Origin of the sequence: Actinomadura sp. NTSP31, from assembly GCF_041951385.1 — a bacterium.
Taxonomy (GTDB): Bacteria; Actinomycetota; Actinomycetes; order Streptosporangiales; family Streptosporangiaceae; genus Spirillospora; species Spirillospora napierensis.
This window is the reverse complement of record NZ_JBGNUT010000020.1, coordinates 134180-153050: the sequence shown is the minus strand read 5'-3', so window position 1 is coordinate 153050 and position 18871 is coordinate 134180. Positions and strand designations below refer to the sequence as shown.

The following is an 18871-nucleotide window of genomic DNA, read 5'->3' as shown; positions in this document are numbered from 1 at the left end:
CGGGGTCGCCGGCCGCGGGCCGCGCGGTCACAGCCGGTCGCGGGCCCGCCGCACGGCCGGGCTGGCGATCGCCAGCAGCGCCACGGCGGTCATCGCGCCGCCGAGCTCCAGCAGCGTCGGCGCGGCGCCCTGCGCGCCGAGCAACAGCCCGGCACCGAGCATGCCGAGCGCCGTGGTGCCCGAGCCGACCAGGCCCATGACGCCGCCGACCCGGCCCTGCATGGCGTCGGGCGTGGTCCGCACCTGGTAGACGCCGCCCGCGACGTTCAGCACCCCCGCGACGAACGAGATGCCGGCGAAGACCGGCCCGAGCCAGAGCGGCCCGGGCGCGAACGCGGCGGCGGGGATCAGCGCCGCCCACGCCGCGTTCCCGCCGATGACGATCGCGCGGACGCTCAGCCTGCGCAGCCACCAGGTGCCGCTGAGCGCGCCCAGCACGCCGCCCAGCCCGCGCCCGGCCACGATCACCGAGACCATGGCGGGCGAGCCGCCCTGCTCGTGGACCGCGACGAGCAGCGCCAGGCCCAGCCCCTGCAGCAGCAGGTTGCCCGCCGCCACGATGCCGAGCACGGCGCGCAGCAGGCGCTGCCGCCACACCCAGGCGACGGCCTCGCCGACCGCGCCCGCGACCGTGGACGGCCGCCCCGCCGGCTCCGACCTCAGGTCCCGGCGGATGAGCAGCAGCCCGGCCACCGACCCGAGATGGGCCAGGGTGGTGAAGCCGAACGGCGCCCAGTGCGCGAGCGCGAACAGCAGTCCGCCGCCCGGCTGGCCGAGCAGCCCCGCCGTCTGCCCGCGCGCCTCGTTCTGCGACAGCGCGGCCGCGAGCTGCCGCGGCGGCACCAGCGCGCGCACCCCGGCCCGTTCGGCGAGCCGGTAGACGATCCCGAGCGCGCTCTCGGTGAACGCGGCGGCCAGCAGGAAGGGCAGCCACAGCCGTCCGGCGGCGACGGTCGCCGCGACGCCCGCCGTGGCGAGGACCGCGCCGGCGTTGCAGAGGATCATCAGCCGCCGCCGGTCCCAGCGGTCGACCAGGGCCCCGGCGGGCAGCTGCACGACCAGGTAGGGCAGCTGGGCGACGAAGCCGAGCAGGCCCGCCGTGCGCGCCGACCCGGTGCTCCACAGCACCAGCAGCGGATAGGCGATGGTGTTGACCCGCGTTCCGAGGACGGACAGGCCCGCCCCGCCCCACAGGAGCAGGAAGTCGCGGTTGCGGCGCAGCGGCGGGTGCGGTTCGCCGGCCAGGGTCGCGGCCCCGGCGTCTCCGGCCCCGGCCGCCGGGCGCGGCGGCTCACCCACCGAACGCGGCCAGGATGATCCGCTGGGCCACCGGCGGCACCCGCAGGCGGCCCCGGACGGTGGGCGCGACCATGTAGACCAGCCGGCGCACCGGTTCCAGGGTGCCGGGGTCGACGGTCGCCGCGATCCCGCCGAGATGCCCGTGGACGATGCCCGCCATCCCCCACACGGTGGCGCCGCTGGGAATGACGACACTGTCCAGCCCGGCCCCGCAGAACGCCTCGCCACCGCCGAGATAGGGGACGCGCGGGACCCGGAACATCTGCCGGAGCTCCTTGCCGGGGATCACCTCGCCGGCCAGCAGCGCGGTCAGGAAGCGGTCCAGATCGTCGACCGTGGAGAGCATCTCGCCGGCCGCGCCGTGGATGGACGGGCTGTGCTCGGTGACGTCGATCCCCTCGTCGGTCCCGCGCAGGCACGGCTCCGGCAGCGCCGGGTCGGCGCCGGGCAGGATGGTGCGGCGCAGCCCCAGCGGGCGCAGGATCCGCGACCGGATCTCGGCGGCGTAGGGGTTGCCGGTGACCTGCTCGATGAGCATCCCGGCGAGGACGTAGCCGGCCCGGGTGATCTGCTGGGCGGTGCCGGGCGCGAACGCCGGCGGGAGCCGGACCGCCCTGGCGACGAGCTGCTGCGGGGTGAAGGTGTCGAACCGGTGCCGCAGGAACCAGCCGGTGTCGTTGTACCGGACGTCGCTCTCGTCGGCCAGCCCGGCGGTGTGGTCCAGCAGCTGCCGCACGGTCGCCGGCGCGCGCAGCAGGCCCGGCAGGTGGGTCGCGACCGGCTCGTCCGGATCGATCAGGCCCTCCGCGGCCAGGCTCAGCACGGTCGCCGCGACGAACGTCTTGGTCACCCCGCCGATCCGGAACACCAGGTCCGGCCCGACGGGCCGTCCCGTGGCGGGGTCGGCCAGGCCGGAGCCGCGCTCGGTGGTCCCGTCCGGGCCGGTGACCCGGGCGAGGACCGCGGCCGCCTCGCCGTCGGGGCGGTCGCCGACGGCCGCCGCCAGGTCCGTGGCGCTCATCGCCCGGCCGCCTCCACCGGCTCGTCCCGCGCGTCCGCCCACAGGGCGGCCATCTCGCCGCCGCCCAGCCCTCCGCCGGCCCGCCGGATCGCGTCCGCGAGGAACGCGTGCACCCGCTTGCCCGACTCGCCGTTGGTCAGGACGACGAAGCCCGCGCCGCCGCGGAGCCCGGTGAAGGTCATCAGCCGGTAGCCGACGGTCCGGCCGCCGTGGCCGTACTCCAGGTCCGGGCCGGTGTCGTCGAGGACGGTCCCGAGGCCGTAGAAGCTGCCGGGGTGCCGCACGGTCAGCATCTCCTCGGCGAGCCGGCGCGGGAGCAGGGCCGGGGTCCCGCCGAGGTGGCAGCGCCGGATCTCCAGTGCCAGCTTCGCCAGGTCCAGGGCCGTCGACCACAGGCCGCCCGCAGCCACCTCGTTGCGGATCCGCCAGCGCCCCGGGATCGGCACGCCGTGCTCGTCGTGGCCCACCGCGACCGGGACGGCCGAGTTCGCGGGGTGGGACTGGTCGAAGGTGCTGTCGTTCATGCCGAGCGGGTCCAGGACGAGCCGCCGCATGAGCGCGCCGAACGGCTCGCCCGTGACGTCGCGGAGCAGCTGCTCGACCACCGAGTAGTTGATGTTGGTCTTCCGGAAGACCTCGCCGGCCGGGTGCTCGGCGCGCACCGGCTCGTTGGGCGCGGGCGGGCGGCCGTTGAGGACGTCCAGCACGGTCGGCATCGCGGTGCCGGGCAGGTAGTTCTTCGGCGGCACGTGGCTGAGGCCCGCCCGGTGGCTGAGCAGCTCGCGCAACGGGATGCCGCCGGTCCCCGGCACCTGCCACGAGGTGAGGTAGGCGTTGACGTCCTCGTCCAGGTCCAGGACGCCGTCGGCGACCAGCCGCAGGACGCCCAGCGCGGTGACGTGCTTGCTGATCGAGGCCACCTGGAACGGAGTGCGGGGGGTGACCGGGTCGGTCCGGTCGGCGGCCACGACCCCGTAGCCGCGGACCGACGCGACGTCCCCGCCGCGCAGCAGTGCCACGCTCACTCCGGGGACGCCGCACCGGGCCATCTCCGCGACCGGCGACGGCAGCGCCGCGGCGTCCCGCGCCGCCGCCTCCTCGGGCGCGTCCCCCGGCTCGCGCACCGCCGCCGGTCTCGTCGCGACCGCCTCCGCCGTCGCCGCGGCCGTGCCCGCCGGCTCACCCGTCGTCATGTTCGCGCCTCCCGTCAGTGCGTCGACGGCCCCGGCGAGCTCGGCGAGGCTGTCGTACTCGTACAGCATCCGGAGGGTCAGCGGCACGCCGGCGCGGTGCGCCGCCCCGATGACCCGGATGATCGTCAGCGAGTCGCCGCCGAGTTCGAAGAAGCCGCGGTCCCGGTCGATCGGGCCGGTGCGCAGCAGCCGGGACCAGATCCCGGCGAGCAGCCGCTCGGTCGGCGTCCGCGGCGCCCCTCCGCCGGCCGCGCCCGCGTCGTGGACGGCGTCCGCCCCGGCGGGCGGCGCGGGAAGGGCCCGCCGGTCGAGCTTGCCGTTCGCCGTCAGCGGCAGCCGCTCCAGCGGGACGAACGCCGCGGGCACCATCGAGGCGGGCAGCCGCGCCGCGAGCCCGGCCGCCAGCTCGCGGGCGGCGGGCCGCCCGGCCCCGCCGGGCACCACGTACGCCACCAGCCGCCGGCCGCCGCGCCCGTCGTCGCGGGCCGCCACGGCCGCGTCGGCGACCCCCGGCAGGCCGCGCAGTGCCGCGGCCACCTCCTCCGGTTCGATGCGCACGCCGTTGACCTTGACCTGGTCGTCGGCGCGCCCGACGTACTCCAGCGCGCCGTCCGCGCGCAGCCGGACCAGGTCCCCGGTCCGGTACAGCCGCTCGCCGGCGGCGCCGAACGGGTCCGGGACGAAGCGGTCGGCGGTGAGCGCGGGACGGCCGCGGTAACCGCGCGCCAGCCCGACCCCGCCCACGTGCAGTTCGCCCACGACACCGGCCGGCACCCGCCGCATCGCGCCGTCCAGGACGTGCGCGCGCATGCCGGGCAGCGGGCGGCCGATCGGCACGGGCCCGTCCTCCTGGGCCGGGTCGAACCGCTGGGCCGTGGCGTCGATGCTGCATTCGGTGGGACCGTAGGTGTTCCACAGCTCCACCTCGCGCAGATCGAGCATCCGGGCGCACAGCCCGGCGTCGAGGGGCTCGCCCGCCGAGAACAGCAGCCGCAGCGCCGTGCAGCGCCGCCAGCCGGGCGCCTCCACCAGCAGACGCAGGATCGACGGCACGACCTGGAGAACGGTCACCTCGTGCGCGGCGACCGCCCGGACCATGGCGGCCGGGTCGGCCTCGGCTCCGGGCGGCGCGAGGACGACCGCGCCGCCGCTCACGAGCGGAGCGAAGATCTCCCAGCCCGCGGCGTCGAAGCCGGCCGAGGTCTTCTGCAGAACACGGTCCGCCGGGCCCAGCCGGTGCGCGCCGGCGGTCCAGCGGACGCGGTTGGCGATGCCCGCGTGCTCGATCACCACGCCCTTCGGACGCCCGGTGGACCCTGAGGTGTAGACGACGTACGCGGCGTCCCCCGGGTGAGGAACGGAGTCGGGGCCGGCGGCGGGCGGGTCGTCGACGGCCGCGACGTCCACCGCCGTGACCGGAAGATCGGCGTCCTGGTCGGTGAGCAGCAGCTCGGCTCCCGCGTCGGCCAGCATGAACCGCGTCCGCTCCGGCGGGTGCGACGGGTCCAGCGGGAGATACGCCGCGCCCGCCTTCCAGATCCCCAGCAGGGCGGCGACCAGATTGGGCCCGCGCTCCAGCAGCACCCCGACCACCGACTCGCGGCCCACCCCGGACCGGCGCAACCGCGCCGCGATCCGCCGCGCCCTGGTGTCCAGCTCCGCGTACGACCACGACGCCTCGCCCGCCACCACGGCCACCGCGTCCGGAGTCGCCGCCACCCGTTCGGCGAACAGCTCCGGGAGCGTCCGGTCCTGCGGCGCACCGGGCCCGGACGCGCACCGGTCGAGGAGGGCGAGCTCGGCCGCGGGCAGCGGGACGGCGCGGGCGTCGCCGTCGGGCCCGGCCGCCATCGCCTCCAGCACCGACCGGTACATCGCCGCGAGCCGGTCGGCGTTGGCGCGGGTCAGCACCCGGCTGTGGCTGCTCAGGCCGAGCCGGCCGGCGAGCGTGGTCACGGCGAGGCCGAACTCGGTGTTGCCGTCGCCCCGGGCCTGCCCGACGTCGATGAGGCCGGTGTCGACCTGGTGGAAGTCGAGGTAGTTGAACGAGACGTCCAGCAGCCGCCCGCCGCCCGCGATCCGCTGGACGGCGGGCAGCGGGAAGCGCCGGTGCGGCCAGAGCGCGACCTCCTGGGCGAACACCTCCTGGACCAGCTCCCGCCAGGTCCGCGCGCCCGGAGTGAACGTGAACGGGACCGTGTTGAGGTACATGCCGTAGAGCCGGTCGGCGCCGAGAGCCTCGGGCCGGGCGTCGCACACCAGCCCGGTGTAGAACCCGCGTTCCCCGGTCAGCGCGGCGAGGACCGTCAGATGCGCCGCCAGCAGCACGCTCTTCAGCGACACCCGGGCCTGCCGGGCCAGGTCGCGGAGCGGGCCCTCGAGGTCGTGGACCGCGACCCCGAACCGGTAGCGGCGGTCCGGGCCGCTGGGGTCCCCCCAGGCCGCGGGCAGCGCGAACCGCGGCCGGCCTTGGACGACTGCGGTCCAGAATCCGCGGTCCTCGTCGGAGGCGAGGGAACGCTGCTCCGCGGCGATGAAGTCGGCGTACCGGACCGCCGAGACGGCGGCGGGCGCCGGTTCCCTGCCGTCCCGGACGGCCCGGTAGCAGTCCAGCAGCTCCATCAGCAGGTTGTAGTGGCTCCAGCCCTCGGTGATCGCATGGCACCGGGTGACGGTCAGCCACCAGGCCGCCGCGTCCCCGCCCTCCCGTTGCGCGCAGAGCCGCAGCAGCGGCGCCCGTCCGAGGTCGAAGGGCGCGGCGCGTTCGCGGGCCTGGAAGTCGCGGAGGTCGCGGTCCCGTCCCGCCGGGTCGAGGCCGGACAGGTCCCGTCCGCTGACGGGGATCTCCGCCTCGGCGTGGACGAGCTGCATCGGCACCGAGAACGCGGTGAGGTCGAACGAGGTCCGCAGCATCTCGTGCCGTTCGCAGACCGTCCGCGCCGCCTCCCGCAGCGCCGCGAGGTCCACCGGCCGGTCGTCGCGGATCCGGAACGACGACACGCTGTGGTAGCGGTTCAGGTCCTGGTCGGCGAGCATCTCCACGACCATGCCGGTCTGGGTCTGCGACATGGGGTAGGCGTCCACCAGGCCGGGCGGCAGCGCGGCCCGGTCCGCCTCCGGGACCAGCGCGAACGGCTCGACCGGTGGCTCGGGCCGGGCCGGCGGGCGGCCCGACATCAGCTCGCACAGCGCCGCCACCGTGCGGCGGTCGAACACGTCGCGCACCGACACGTCCCAGCCCGCCGCCCGCAGCGCGCCCACGAGCGCGACCGCGCGGATCGAGTCGCCGCCCAGGTCGAAGAAGGAGTCCTCGACCCCGACCCGGTCGACGCCGAGGGCCGCGCACCAGGTCTCCGCGACGCGTTCCTCGTCCGGTGTGCGCGGCGCGACGTGAGGCCGTTCCGGCGGCCGGACGCGCGGCAGGGCGCGCCGGTCGAGCTTGCCGTTGGCCGTCAGCGGCAGCCGGTCCAGTGCGACGAACGCCGCCGGGACCATGTACCCGGGCAGCCGGGCCTCGCAATGCCCGCGCAGATCCACCGTTTCACCGGCGACGACATAGGCGACCAGCGCCCCGTCCTCCGCGACGACCGCCGCGTCCCGCACCTTCGGATGCGACAGCAGCACCGCCCGCACCTCGCCCGGCTCGACCCGGTACCCGCGGATCTTCACCTGGTCGTCCGTGCGGCCCGCGAACTCCACCGTCCCCTCGGCGTTCACCCGCGCCAGGTCGCCGGTGCGGTAGAGCCGGTCCCCCGGTCCGCCGAACGGGTCGGGCACGAATCGCTCCGCCGTCAGCGCGGGCCGCCCGAGATAACCGCGGGCGACGCCGCGGCCGCCGACGTACAGCTCGCCGACCACACCCTCCGGGACCGGGAACATGTCCCCGTCGAGGACGTGCATGGCGACGTTCGGCAGCGCCCGGCCGATCGGGACGACCTCCTCGCGGGGCGGACGGTCGACGGGATGCACGCAGGTGCCGACGGTGGCCTCGGTGGGGCCGTACTCGTTGACGAGCCGTCCCGGTCCGAGCAGCTCCAGCCAGCGGCGCGCGGCCGCCCCGGGGAACGCCTCGCCCGCCACGAGCACCGTGCGGGCGAGTCCGGCCGCCTGGTCCGGCGCCAGCTGGTGGGTGAGCGCCTCGAGGTGGCTCGGGGTCAGCTTGACGAAGTCGAACGGCCCGGCGTCCGCCAGCCGCGCACCGAGGTCCGCCAGGTCCAGGTCGGGCGGCAGGAGGCAGACCCGCCGCCCCGTGACGAGCGGGGCCCACAGGTTCGGCACGACCAGGTCGAACGCGACGGAGGAGAACAGCGGCGCTCCCCCGCCTTCGCCGTCCGCGCCGTCCGCGCCGCCGATCAGCGCTTCCGCCGCCCAGCCCACATGGTTGGCCAGCCCGCCGTGGGTGACCTGCACGCCCTTGGGCGCGCCGGTCGACCCGGACGTGTAGATCACGTACGCCAGGTCGGCGGGATCGGGACGGGGTGTCCCGGCCACCGGCGGGCCGTCGACCGGCGCCGGGTCGGCGTCCGTCAGCAGGATCTCGGCGCCCGCGTCGGACAGCACCAGATCCAGCCGCTCCCGCGGAAGCGCGGGGTCCAGCGGCAGGTAGGCCGCCCCCGCCCGCCACACGCCGAGCAGCGCCGCGACCAGCTCCGGCCCCCGCTCCATGAGCACTCCCACGACCGAGCCGCGCCCGGCACCCCGGCCGCGCAGGTGCCCGGCGATCCGCCCGGCCCTGGCGTCCAGCTCGGCGTACGACCACGACGTCCCGCCCGCAACCACCGCCACGGCGTCCGGGACGGCCGCGGCCCGCTCGGCGAACAGCTCGGGCAGCATCGCCCCGCCCGTCGCCCGCCCGGTCCGGTTCCGGGCCGCCGCCCGCTCCCGCTCGCCCGGTGGCGGGAACGCCGGCCGGGCGTCGCCGTCCGGGTCGTCCGCCATCGACTCCAGGACGTCCCGGTACATCGACGCGAGCCGGCCGGCGGCGGCGCGGCCGAGGACGCGGGTGTTCGACTTGAGCCCGATGTGGCCGGCCAGGGTGGTCACGGCGAGGTCGAACTCGGTGGTGCCCGGCGCGATGCTGCTGCCGAGGTCGAAGACGTCGTCGTCCAGCTGGTGGAAGTCGACGTGGTTGAACAGCACGTTGACGAGCCGCCCACCGCCGCCCGCGTCGCGCTGGACGGCCGGCATCGGGTAGTGCCGGTGCGGCCAGAGCGCGGCCTCCCCCTCGAAGACCTCCCGGACGAGCTCGCGCCACGTCCGCGCGCCGCGCCGGAAGGCGAACGGGACGGTGTTGAGGTGCATGCCGTAGACCCGGTCCGCGCCCGCCGCCTCCGGCCGCACGTGCACGACGAGGCCGCTGGTGAACTCCGTTTCCGGAGTGAGCAGGCTCAGCACCTTCAGGTGCGCGGCGGCCAGCACGCTCTTCAGGGAGGCGCGCGCCGCGGCGGCCAGCCTCCGCAGGCCCTCCTCCAGGTCGTGGAACGGGACGGAGACGCGGTAGTCCTCGCGCGGCGCGTCCGGGTCCGCCCACGCCTCGGGGAGCGTGAAGGCGGGGCGGCCGCCGGCCGCCTCCCTCCAGTAGGCGCGGTCCTCCTCCGACTTCAGCGACCGCAGCTCGGCGGCGATCGAGTCGGCGTACCGGACGGAGGGACGGGCGTACGCTCCGGGCCCGCGGCCCGAACGGACGCCCCGGTAGCACTCCAGCAGCTCCATCAGCAGCGAGTGGTAGCTCCAGCCCTCGATGATCGCGTGGAACTCGGTGATCGACAGCCACCAGCCGTCGTCGGTCGCGTGCGCGTGCAGCCGCAGCATCGGCGGCCGCTCCAGGTCGAAGGAGCGGGCGCGCTCGCGCTCGTGGAAGGCGCCGAACGCGCGGCGCAGCGCGGGCCCGTCCAGGCCGTGCAGGTCGTCCTCCTCCACCGGGATCCGCGCGGTGGCGTGGACGAGCTGCATCGGCACCGAGAACGCGGTGAGGTCGAACGAGGTCCGGAGCACCTCGTGGCGGTCGGCGACGATCCGCGCGGCCTCCCGCAGCGCCCCCGGATCGAGCGGGCCGTCGTCGCGCACCCGGCAGGAGGCGACGTTGTGGTAGCTGCCCCGGCGATCGTGCGCCAGCATGTCGACGACCATTCCGATCTGGGTCTGCGACATCGGGTAGGCGTCCACCAGGCCGGGCGGCAGCGCGGCCCGGTCCGCCTCCGGGATCAGCGCGAACGGCTCCACCGGCCGGTCCGGCTCGACGGGGGGACGTCCCGTCACGAGCTCGCCCAGGGCCGCCACGGTGCGCAGCTCGAACACGTCCTTGACCGAGACGTCCCAGCCCGCGGCGCGCAGCGCGCCCGCCAGCGCGACGGCGCGAATCGAGTCGCCGCCCAGGTCGAAGAAGGAGTCCTCGACCCCGACCGTCTCGATTCCCAGCACCTCGCGGTAGCCGGCGGCGATCCGCTCCTCGGTCACGGTCCGGGGCGGCACGGGCTCGCCTTGCGCGGCCAGCGCCCGGCGGTCCGGGGCGGGCAAGGCGCGCCGGTCGAGCTTGCCGTTGGCCGTCAGCGGCAGCCGGTCCAGCGCGACGAACGCCGCCGGGACCATGTACCCGGGCAACCGGGCCGCGCAATGCTCGCGCAGACCGGCCGTCCCATCGCCGACGACATAGGCCGCCAGCGTCCCGTCCTCGGCGACGACCGCCGCGTCCCGCACCTCCGGATGCGACAGCAGCACCGCCCGCACCTCACCCGGCTCGACCCGGTACCCGCGGATCTTCACCTGGTCATCGGCGCGGCCGAGGAACAGCAGGCCGCCGTCCGGCGTCCGGCGGGCGAGGTCGCCGCTGCGGTACAGCCGCGCGCCCGGCGGCCCGTACGGGTCGGGCACGAACCGCTCCGCCGTCAGCGCCGGCCGCCCGAGGTAGCCGCGGGCGAGGCCGGGGCCACCGACGTGGATCTCCCCCGCGACCCCGTCCGGGACGAGGTTGCCGTGCTCGTCGAGCAGGTGGATCCGCAGGTCGTCCAGCGGCCGGCCGATCCGGTCGCCGGTCGCGGGATCCAGGTCGGCCGGGACGACCCGGTGGAACGCGGCGTGCACGGTCGTCTCGGTGATGCCGTACATGTTCGCCAGCACCGGCCGGTCGAGCCCGGCCCGGTCCGCCCAGGGCGCCAGCGCCGGAGCGTCCAGCCGCTCCCCCGCGAAGATCACCACGCGCAGCGCCGCCGCCCGCACCCGCGGGTCCCCGGCCGCCGCCGCGGCCACCAGCCCGCCGAACGCCGACGGGGTCTGGTTGAGCACCGTGACCCGGTGCTCCACCAGCACGTCCAGCAGGTCGCCGGGCGAACGGGTCGCCTCGCGCGGGACCATGACCAGCCGGCCGCCGTACAGCAGCGCCCCCCACATCTCCCAGACCGAGACGTCGAAGGCGAACGAGTGGAACAGCGGCCACACGTCGGTCTCGTCGAAGCCGTAATGCCGGCGTCCCACGGCCATCAGCCGCGCGACGCAGTCGTGCGTGACGCAGACGCCCTTGGGCCGCCCCGTGGACCCCGACGTGTAGATCACGTACATCAGCCCGTCCGGATCGGCGCGCACCTCCGGCGGCACCGCCGGGTGCGCCTCGATCGCGGCCCGCTCCCGCTCGCCGTCCAGCACCGCCATCGCCCGGTTCCCGAGCGCGCCGGCGTGCGCTCTGTCGGTCACCACGAGAGCCGCATCGGCATCGCGCAGCATGAACGCGAGCCGTTCGCCGGGGTGCGACGGGTCGAGCGGCAGGTAGGCCGCTCCCGCCTTCAGCACCCCCAGCAGCGCGGGGACCAGGTCGGTCCCCGGTTCCAGGCAGACGCCGACGATGTCCTCGGGACCGACGCCGCGCGCCCGCAGCCGGTGCGCGATCCGGTTGGCCCGGACGTCCAGCTCCCCGTACGTCAGCTCGGCGCGCCCCGCCACCACCGCGACCGCATCCGGTGCCGCCGCCGCCCGCTCGGCGAAGATCTCGTGGACGCGGCGCCGCTCCCGCGGCTCCTCCGTGCGCCCCTCCCCGACGATCCGTGCCACCTCGGCTTCGCCGAGCATCGGCAGCCGCGACAGCGGGCGGTCCGGCTCCGCCACGGCCGCGCCCAGCAGCCGGACGTAGTGGTCCATCATCCGCTCGGCGGTGGACGGGTCGAAGAGCGCGGTGGCGTAGTCGAGGCGGCCGGTGAGCACCCCGCCGGCGCCCTCCTCCACCATGAGCGACAGGTCGCACCGCGCCCGGGTGGCATCCGGCTCCACCGGCTCCATCCGGACGCCCGGCAGGTCGAAGTCGCTGATCGGCTCGTCCCGCATGAGGAACATGACCTGGAAGAGCGGCGTCCGGGACAGGTCGCGCTCGGGTGCCAGCTCGTCCACCAGCCGCGGGAACGGCACCTCCTGGTGATCGAAGGCGGCCAGCACGGTCCCGCGGCCGGCGGCGAGCAGCGCGCCGAACGCCGGATCGCCGTCCCAGCGGGCCCGCAGCACCAGGCTGTTGACCACGTAACCGATCAGCCGCTGCAGTTCGGGGCGGCCGCGTCCCGAGACGACCGTGCCCACCGCGATGTCGCGGGCGCCGGTGTAGCGGGCGAGCAGCGCCTGGAAAGCGGTCAGCAGCACGGTGAACGGCGTGGTGTCGTAGCGGCGGGCCAGCTCGCGGACGCCTCGGGCGACCTCGTCCGGCACGGCGAAGGAGTGGCGGGCCCCGGCGTGGCCGCGCGTCGCCGGGCGCGGCCGGTCGGCCGGCAGGTCCAGGACGCCCAGCCCGTCGAGGTTCTCCCGCCAGTACGCCAGATGGCGCTCCAGGGCTTCGCCCGCCATGCGGTCCCGTTCCCACGCCGCGTAGTCCGCGTACTGGACGGGGAGGGCGTCCAGTAGGCCCGGCGCGTCCACCGGCTCCGCCGTGACGAGGCCGGTGTAGAGGGCCTTCACCTCTTCGGCGAAGAGCCGGGTGGACCACGCGTCGCAGGCGATGTGATGGACGACCACGACCAGGATGCGGTCGTCGGGCGCCAGTTCCAGCAGCCGGGCGCGGATCGGCCATTCCCGCTCCAGGTCCATCCCGGTCCGCGACTCGGCCGCGATCCGGGCCTTCGCGGCGGCGAGGCGCTCCCCGTCCGGCAGGGCCGACAGGTCCTCGACGGCCGGGTCCGCCCGGCGCGGCGGGTCCACCACCTGGACGGGCTCGCCGTCGAGGGACTCGTAGCGGGTCCGCAAAATCTCGTGACGCGCGAGGAGCCGTTCCCACGTCCGCAGGAACGCCTCCGTGTCGAGCGGGCCCCGCAGGCGCAACGCCAGGGGGATCAGGTACTCGTCGCTGCCGGGCTCCAGCCGGTTGAGGAACCACATCTGCAGTTGCCCGGCCGAGAGCCGCAGCGGCGCGGAACGGTCGGCGGGCCGGATCGACCCCCGCCGCCCGCCGCTCCGGCGGCGGCCCTGAAGCCGCCGCCGGAGCAGTTCCGCGCGCAGATCACCGCGCTCGACGGACCCGCCTTCGCTGGTGCCCATGACCGCACTCCCCTCGGCCCGGTAAGGACCCGAGTGTGCGCCGCGGAGCTATATTCGCCCTATCATCGCGCGGTCCTCACCGCGGCCTCGGGCCCGCCTCCGCCGGTCCGCGCCGGGGACGCGTCCGGCGGCGCGGGGACGGCCGCGGCGGCGTGCGCCCCCGCGTCGTCGCCGGGGAGCCGGCGCAGCCAGCCCGGCATGGACCAGGTGGCCCGGCCGAGCACGGTCATGATCGCCGGAAGCAGCACGCCGCGCACGATGGTGGCGTCGAGCAGGATCGCGACCGACATCCCCACGCCGAACATCTTGTACTCGATGGCCGACAGCGTGGTGAAGATCGTGAACACCGCGACCATCACCACCGCCGCGCTGGTCACCACCCCGGCGCTGGCGGCGATGCCGCCCACGATCGCGTCGCGGTGCGCGGCGCCGCCGAGGCGCCGCTCGCGGATCCGGCTGAGGATGAAGATGTGGTAGTCCATGCTCAGCCCGAACAGCATGACGAACATGAACAGCGGCAGCCAGCTCAGCACCGCCCCGTAGGAGGTGAAGTCGAGCACCGAGGTGAGATGGCCGTCCTGGAAGACCCAGGTCACCACCCCGTAGGCGGCGCCGACCGACAGCAGGTTCAGCGCGATCGACACCAGCGGGATCGCCACCGACCGGAACGCCGCGAGCAGCAGCACGAACGCCAGCGCGAGCACGAACGCGAACACGATCGGCGTGCGGCCGTGCAGCCGGACGGCGAAGTCGTGCGGACCGGCGGTCGTGCCGGTGACCGCGTAGTGGATCCCGTCCACCCTGCCGAGCGTCGCCGGCAGCGCCTTCTCCCGAAGCACCTCCAGCGCCCGCGTGGACGCGGCGTCCGACCCCGAGCCCGCCAGCGGCACGTTCACCACCAGCACCTTCCCCACCCGGTCGACCTGGATCGGCTCGCCCAGCGCGCCGCCGCTCGCCGCGACCTCCCGGTGCAGCCCGTCGACGGCCGCCGCCACCGCCGGGTCGTGCGCCCGGTCCCCCCAGACGACGACCTCGGCCGGGGACGGCCCGCCCGGGAACTCCTCCTGGATGCGCGCCGCCGCGTCCACCGTCGCGTTGCTGCGCGGCAGGTCGTTGGTGAGCGCCGGATCCTGCAACCGCATGCCGAACGCGGGGATCGCCAGCAGGCCCAGCAGCACCGCCGCGACGCCGCCCAGCAGCACCGGCCGCCGGACGACCGCGCGCGCGATCGCGGCCCAGGCCCGGGACTCGCCGGCCGCCGTGCGGCGCTTGCCGAGCCACGGGATCCGGCCCCGGTCCACCCAGCGGCCCAGCGCGGCCAGCAGCGCCGGCAGCACCGTCACCGAGCCGACCACGGTGAGGCCGACCACCAGGAGCGTGCCGACCGCCATGCCGCGGAAGACGTCGATGCCGGTGACGAACAGCCCGGACAGGCAGAGCATCACCGTGACGCCCGACATCACGACCGCGCGGCCCGAGGTGCGCGCGGTGATCCGCAGCGCCTCCCCCACCGTCCGCCCCGCGGCCCGCTCCTCGCGCTCGCGGCGCAGGTAGAACAGGGAGTAGTCGACGCCGACCGCCATGCCGATCAGCAGCACCATCGAGGCCACGGTGCTGTTGACCGGCATGAACTGCTTGATGACCTGGACCAGGCTGACGGTGGCGACGACCGCCGAAAGCGACAGCAGGACGGGGATGCCGGCGGCGATCAGCGCGCCGAAGACCACCACGAGGATGAGCAGGGTGAGCGGCAGCGACAGCATCTCCGAGCGCTTGAAGTCCCGGCCGTAGACCTCGTCGGTCGCCTTGGCGATGCTGCGGTCGCCGGCCTGCGCGATCCGCAGGTCCGGGTACCTGTCGCGGACCGAGTCGACGGCCTTCTTCGACGCGTCGAACTTCGCGTCCTTCTCGTCGTCGGTGCCCGTCATCTCGAAGACGACGAGGCCCGCCCTCCCGTCGGCGGAGACCAGCCGCTTGCCCGAGCCCGGGTCCAGCGGCGACAGGATCCCCGACACCGGTGTGGCCTTCAGCGCCGCCACGAGGTCCAGGGTCGCCTGCCGCAGCTTCGGATCCGAGGCGAACGCCCCGCCCGGCGTCCGCTCCTGGACGAGCACGTTCTCGCGCGCCGCCCCGTCCACGTCCTGCTCGTTCAGGATCCGCTGCCCGCGCCCGGCCTCACCGGGCCCGGTGGTGTGCGCCTGGTCGCCGGTGACCAGCCCGCTGAGCACGAACGCGATCACGACGAGGCCGAACCAGGCGGCGATGACCGGCCACTTGTGCCGCGCCGACCATGCCACGATCCGTTCCACCACCGGCGGCCGCACCGGCTTCGCGCCGGAGGCGGGCTCGGGCTCGGACGGGGCGGGCTCGGGTTCGGAGGCGGCGGTCGGGTCGGCGGCGTCCTCCGCGGCGGTCTCGGCCGAGGTCTCGGCCGCGGGGTCGCGGGACGGCTCGGGGACGTCCCCGGACGGTGCGGGGGGATTGTCGGACATGGTCGTCTCTCCTCGGTCAGCTCTTCGACGTCCGCGCGGTACGGGGCCCGCGCGGCGGATCACGCCGCCATGACCCGCGCGGTCGCCTGGACCTGGCCGGCCCGGACGGTGACCGACCGGCACGCCAGGCCGACCTCGGCCACCCAGAAGCGGTCCAGCAGGACGGCCGGGCGGGCGGGCACGGACCGCTGCCGCCTGCGGAACACCACCTCGACGGCGTCCGTGCTCAGCGGGATCTGCCCCCAGGCCAGTGACCAGGGGCGCCCGAGCCTGCGGCCGCGGCGGGCCCCGCGCAGCAGGGCGGGGCCCATGACCGCGGCCACCGAGACGTCCTCGAAACCGGCCCCGGAGTAGACCTCCAGGGCGGGGCGCCGCCCGGTTCCCCGGGCGATGCGCAGCAGCCAGCCGCTCAGCGGGAGAGAGAGTTCATGTGGATCGGAGTCGCCGGCACCGTCGCTGACCGACTTGCCATTGAGCAGCATGAGCTGCTCTCCTTTCCATGGAGGCGCGTTCTCTGCGGCCCCGCCCGCGGGCGGGGGGTGATGCGTCTTCCATTGCTGGGTCGCCGAGTTGCCGCTCGGCGGCCCAGATCACGCGAGGGCCGTTACTCGACCTCCTTGAGGATGCGTTCCATCGATTCCACCCGGGCGCCGATGTCGGCGAGCTGGACGGCGATCTCGCGGAGCTGGAGCTCGGTGTTCTCCTGGAGGAGCAGGGCGGTCTCGGCCAGCTTCCGGTGGTCCTGGTCGCGGTCGGCCTCCGCCCTGGCCCGCTTCACGCCCGCGTACTGCCGGATGCCCACCGTGATGACGGTGGTGAGCAGGACGAACACGCCGATGACCGAGACGACGTCCTCGACGATCCACGAGTCACCCATCGCGGGGCTCCTTCCGCGCGTCCCCGGCGTCCGCGTCGCGCGGCGCCAGCGTCTCGGCCGCCGCCGCGCAGGCCGCCGGGGTGAGGTTCAGCGCGAAGGGCGCGACCTCGTAGTACTTCATCGCCTTCCCGTCCTCCGACAACTCGAGGGTGGCCGTCACCAGCCCGACCGCTTCCAGCTTGCGCAGGTGGACCTGCAGGAGGGCCCGGCTGATGCCCAGGTCCCGGGCCAACTGGCTCACATAGTTCCGTTGCTTCGACAGGACCGCGATCACCCGTATCCGGTGCGGATTGGCGAGCGTCGCCAGCACCTTCACCAGGTCGTCTCCCGTCAGATCCCCGATGCCCATGTCAACCTCTTGCACATGCCAACAAACATTAGCGGGTGGCATGCGGAGGGGCCAGGCCTCCCGGGACGAACCAGGGTCCCCCTGAGAGGAATCAGGGGGACCCTGAGACGCGCGGCGGCCCCGGGCCTCGGCTCAGGGGGACGCCTGTCCGCCGGTCACCGGCCGTGCAGCCGGCGCAGGTACTCGTAGTTGCCGGGCAGCGTCTCCACCAGCTCCCGCTGCATCTGCTTGACCTGGCCGAACAGCGGCAGAGCGCCCTTGATGGACTCGGGCTTGTGCGCCAGCAGCGGCAGCGGGTGGTCGGGCGTCAGGCCGAGCCCCGCGAAGATGCAGTAGTAGCTGCCGTTGGTCCAGAAGTTGCGGAACTCGGCCTCGAAGTTCCCGTAGTAGGTGCTCTCGTCGGTCACCGGCGGGTTGACCGGCAGGCCGGCCCTGTACATCTCGACCTTCCGCCGGATGTTCTCCGGCAGGTGGATGTCCTTGGTCGCCCGCCAGAACGGGGTGTCGACGCGCGGCGACAGGAAGAAGTGCGCCTGGATGAAGTCGCGGGTGTCGTCGAACATGACCGCGATCTCCTCGTTGAACGAGTCGATGAGGGCCTGGTCGAACCCGGTGTCCGGGAAGTGCTTGACCAGCTGGTAGATCGCCGCGGTGATGAAGTAGATCCCGGTGGACTCCAGCGGCTCCAGGAAGAACGAGGACAGCCCGATGCCCACGCAGTTCTTGACCCAGGTGCGCTCGTTGCGGCCGACCCGGAAGCTCACCTGGTTCAGGGGCGTGGTCTCCGGGTCCAGGTTCCACATCGCGCAGAACTCGGCGGTCGCGTCCTGGCGGGACTGGAACCTGCTGGAGAAGACGTAGCCGGTGCCGAAGCGGCCCAGCATCGGGATCTTCCAGGCCCAGCCGCTGCTCATCGCGATGGCCGAGGTGTAGGGCTCCACGCCGTGCGCCTCGTCGTCGTGCGGCACCTGGGTCGCCACCGCGCCGTCGCACGGCAGGTGGTCGGCCATGTCGAGGAACGGCTCGCCCATCGCCTTGTTCATCAGCAGGCTGCGGAAGCCCGAGCAGTCGATGAACAGCTGCCCCTCCAGCCGCTCGCCGCCCTTGGTGGTCAGCGCGGTGACGAAGCCGCGCTCGTCCTTCTCGACGTCCTCGAGCTGGTCCTCGACGTGGATCACGCCCTGCTTGCCGGTGGCGAACCTCCGCAGGAAGTCGGCCACCAGGTGGGCGTCGAAGTGCCAGGCGTACCGGGTCGCCGGACGGCCCTCCGCGTCGCGCGGGGCGCGCTTGGCGTCCATGATGGCCGGTTCCCGGAAGCAGGCGTAGTCGAACGGCTCGTCGGTCCGGCCGTGGTGGCGCTCGTTGTACCAGTAGTGCGACAGCGGGATCTGGTCGTGGTCGGGCAGCAGCCCGAACGGGTGGTAGAAGTGGTCGCTGCCGTGCTCGTCCTCGCGGGCGACCGGGCTGGACTCCCCCGGCGTGCGCCAGTTGACGAACTTCACCGCCATCTTGAACGCGGCGTTGCACTCGGGCATCCACTCCTCCTCCGGGAGCCCGAGGTAGTCGAAGAACGTCTTCTGCAGGTTCGGCACGGTGGCCTCCCCCACGCCGATCCGGGGGATGCCCGGGGCCTCCAGCACGGTGATCCGCGCGGTGCCCTGCAGGGCCTTGCCGAGGTAGGAGGCGGTCATCCAGCCGGCCGTGCCGCCGCCGAGGATGACCACGCTGTCGATCTTGGTGTCGCGCATGAGGTGTCCCCTAGTGAGAGTGCGTTCGCGGGTGCGGCCCCGCCGCCCCGGTGTCCCCGGCGGCCCCGGCCAGGTGCGCGGCCAGCGCCGCGACGCTGTCGTGGTCCCATACCAGCGTGGGATCGACCAGGAGCCCGAAGGCGTCCTCGATGTCGCCGCAGATGGAGAAGGCGTAGACCGAGTCCAGTCCGTAGGAGGTCAGCGGGGCGTCGTCGTCGATCTCCGCCGGCTCCCGCTCCAGGTAGTAGGCGACCCGGCCGGCGAGCCAGGTCCGCAGCCGGTCGGCCGACGGTGCCTGCGGCGCGCCGGCGTCCCCCGGCGCGACGGTGTCGATGGTCGGTTCGGTCATGGGCATTCCTCCGTCAGGGGTGGGTGCGGAACGGGTGCC

9 protein-coding genes are annotated in these 18871 nt (G+C 74.7%); all 9 read right to left on the bottom strand.

Annotation, left to right across the window (positions count from 1 at the left end; genetic code table 11):
* Positions 1 to 27 precede the first annotated feature (27 nt).
* The 9 genes from ACA514_RS30340 to ACA514_RS30300 all read right to left on the bottom strand — a co-directional run bounded on the left by ACA514_RS30340 (position 28) and on the right by ACA514_RS30300 (position 18832).
* Positions 28 to 1299, bottom strand: coding sequence for an MFS transporter (locus ACA514_RS30340; protein ID WP_375044682.1), 1272 nt, complete (start codon positions 1297 to 1299; stop codon positions 28 to 30).
* Entirely contained in the window at positions 1292 to 2320 is a 1029-nt protein-coding gene (locus tag ACA514_RS30335) for a serine hydrolase domain-containing protein (RefSeq protein WP_375044681.1), read from the bottom strand. Before ACA514_RS30335 ends, ACA514_RS30340 begins: the two co-directional genes overlap by 8 nt.
* On the bottom strand, positions 2317 to 13017 hold the full coding sequence (locus ACA514_RS30330; protein ID WP_375044680.1) for an amino acid adenylation domain-containing protein: 10701 nt from the start codon (positions 13015 to 13017) through the stop codon (positions 2317 to 2319). Before ACA514_RS30330 ends, ACA514_RS30335 begins: the two co-directional genes overlap by 4 nt.
* A 62-nt stretch (positions 13018 to 13079) precedes the next feature.
* Complete coding sequence (locus tag ACA514_RS30325; RefSeq protein ID WP_375044679.1) at positions 13080 to 15509, bottom strand: MMPL family transporter; 2430 nt, start codon at positions 15507 to 15509, stop codon at positions 13080 to 13082.
* Between the two features lie 59 nt (positions 15510 to 15568).
* Positions 15569 to 15991 (bottom strand): hypothetical protein, encoded by a 423-nt coding sequence (locus ACA514_RS30320; protein WP_375044678.1) that lies wholly within the window; start codon positions 15989 to 15991, stop codon positions 15569 to 15571.
* 122 nt (positions 15992 to 16113) lie between these two features.
* Positions 16114 to 16386 carry a hypothetical protein gene (locus tag ACA514_RS30315; RefSeq protein WP_375044677.1) on the bottom strand — a complete coding sequence of 91 codons (273 nt, stop codon included), beginning with the start codon at positions 16384 to 16386 and terminating at the stop codon, positions 16114 to 16116.
* Positions 16379 to 16735, bottom strand: coding sequence for an ArsR/SmtB family transcription factor (locus tag ACA514_RS30310; protein WP_375044676.1), 357 nt, complete (start codon positions 16733 to 16735; stop codon positions 16379 to 16381). The genes ACA514_RS30315 and ACA514_RS30310 overlap by 8 nt, the downstream gene beginning before the upstream one ends.
* 155 nt (positions 16736 to 16890) lie before the next feature.
* Positions 16891 to 18483 carry a tryptophan halogenase family protein gene (locus tag ACA514_RS30305; RefSeq protein WP_375044675.1) on the bottom strand — a complete coding sequence of 531 codons (1593 nt, stop codon included), beginning with the start codon at positions 18481 to 18483 and terminating at the stop codon, positions 16891 to 16893.
* 10 nt (positions 18484 to 18493) lie between these two features.
* A complete protein-coding gene (locus ACA514_RS30300; protein ID WP_375044674.1) occupies positions 18494 to 18832 on the bottom strand; it encodes an acyl carrier protein in 339 nt (112 codons plus the stop codon).
* Positions 18833 to 18871: the final 39 nt, after the last annotated feature.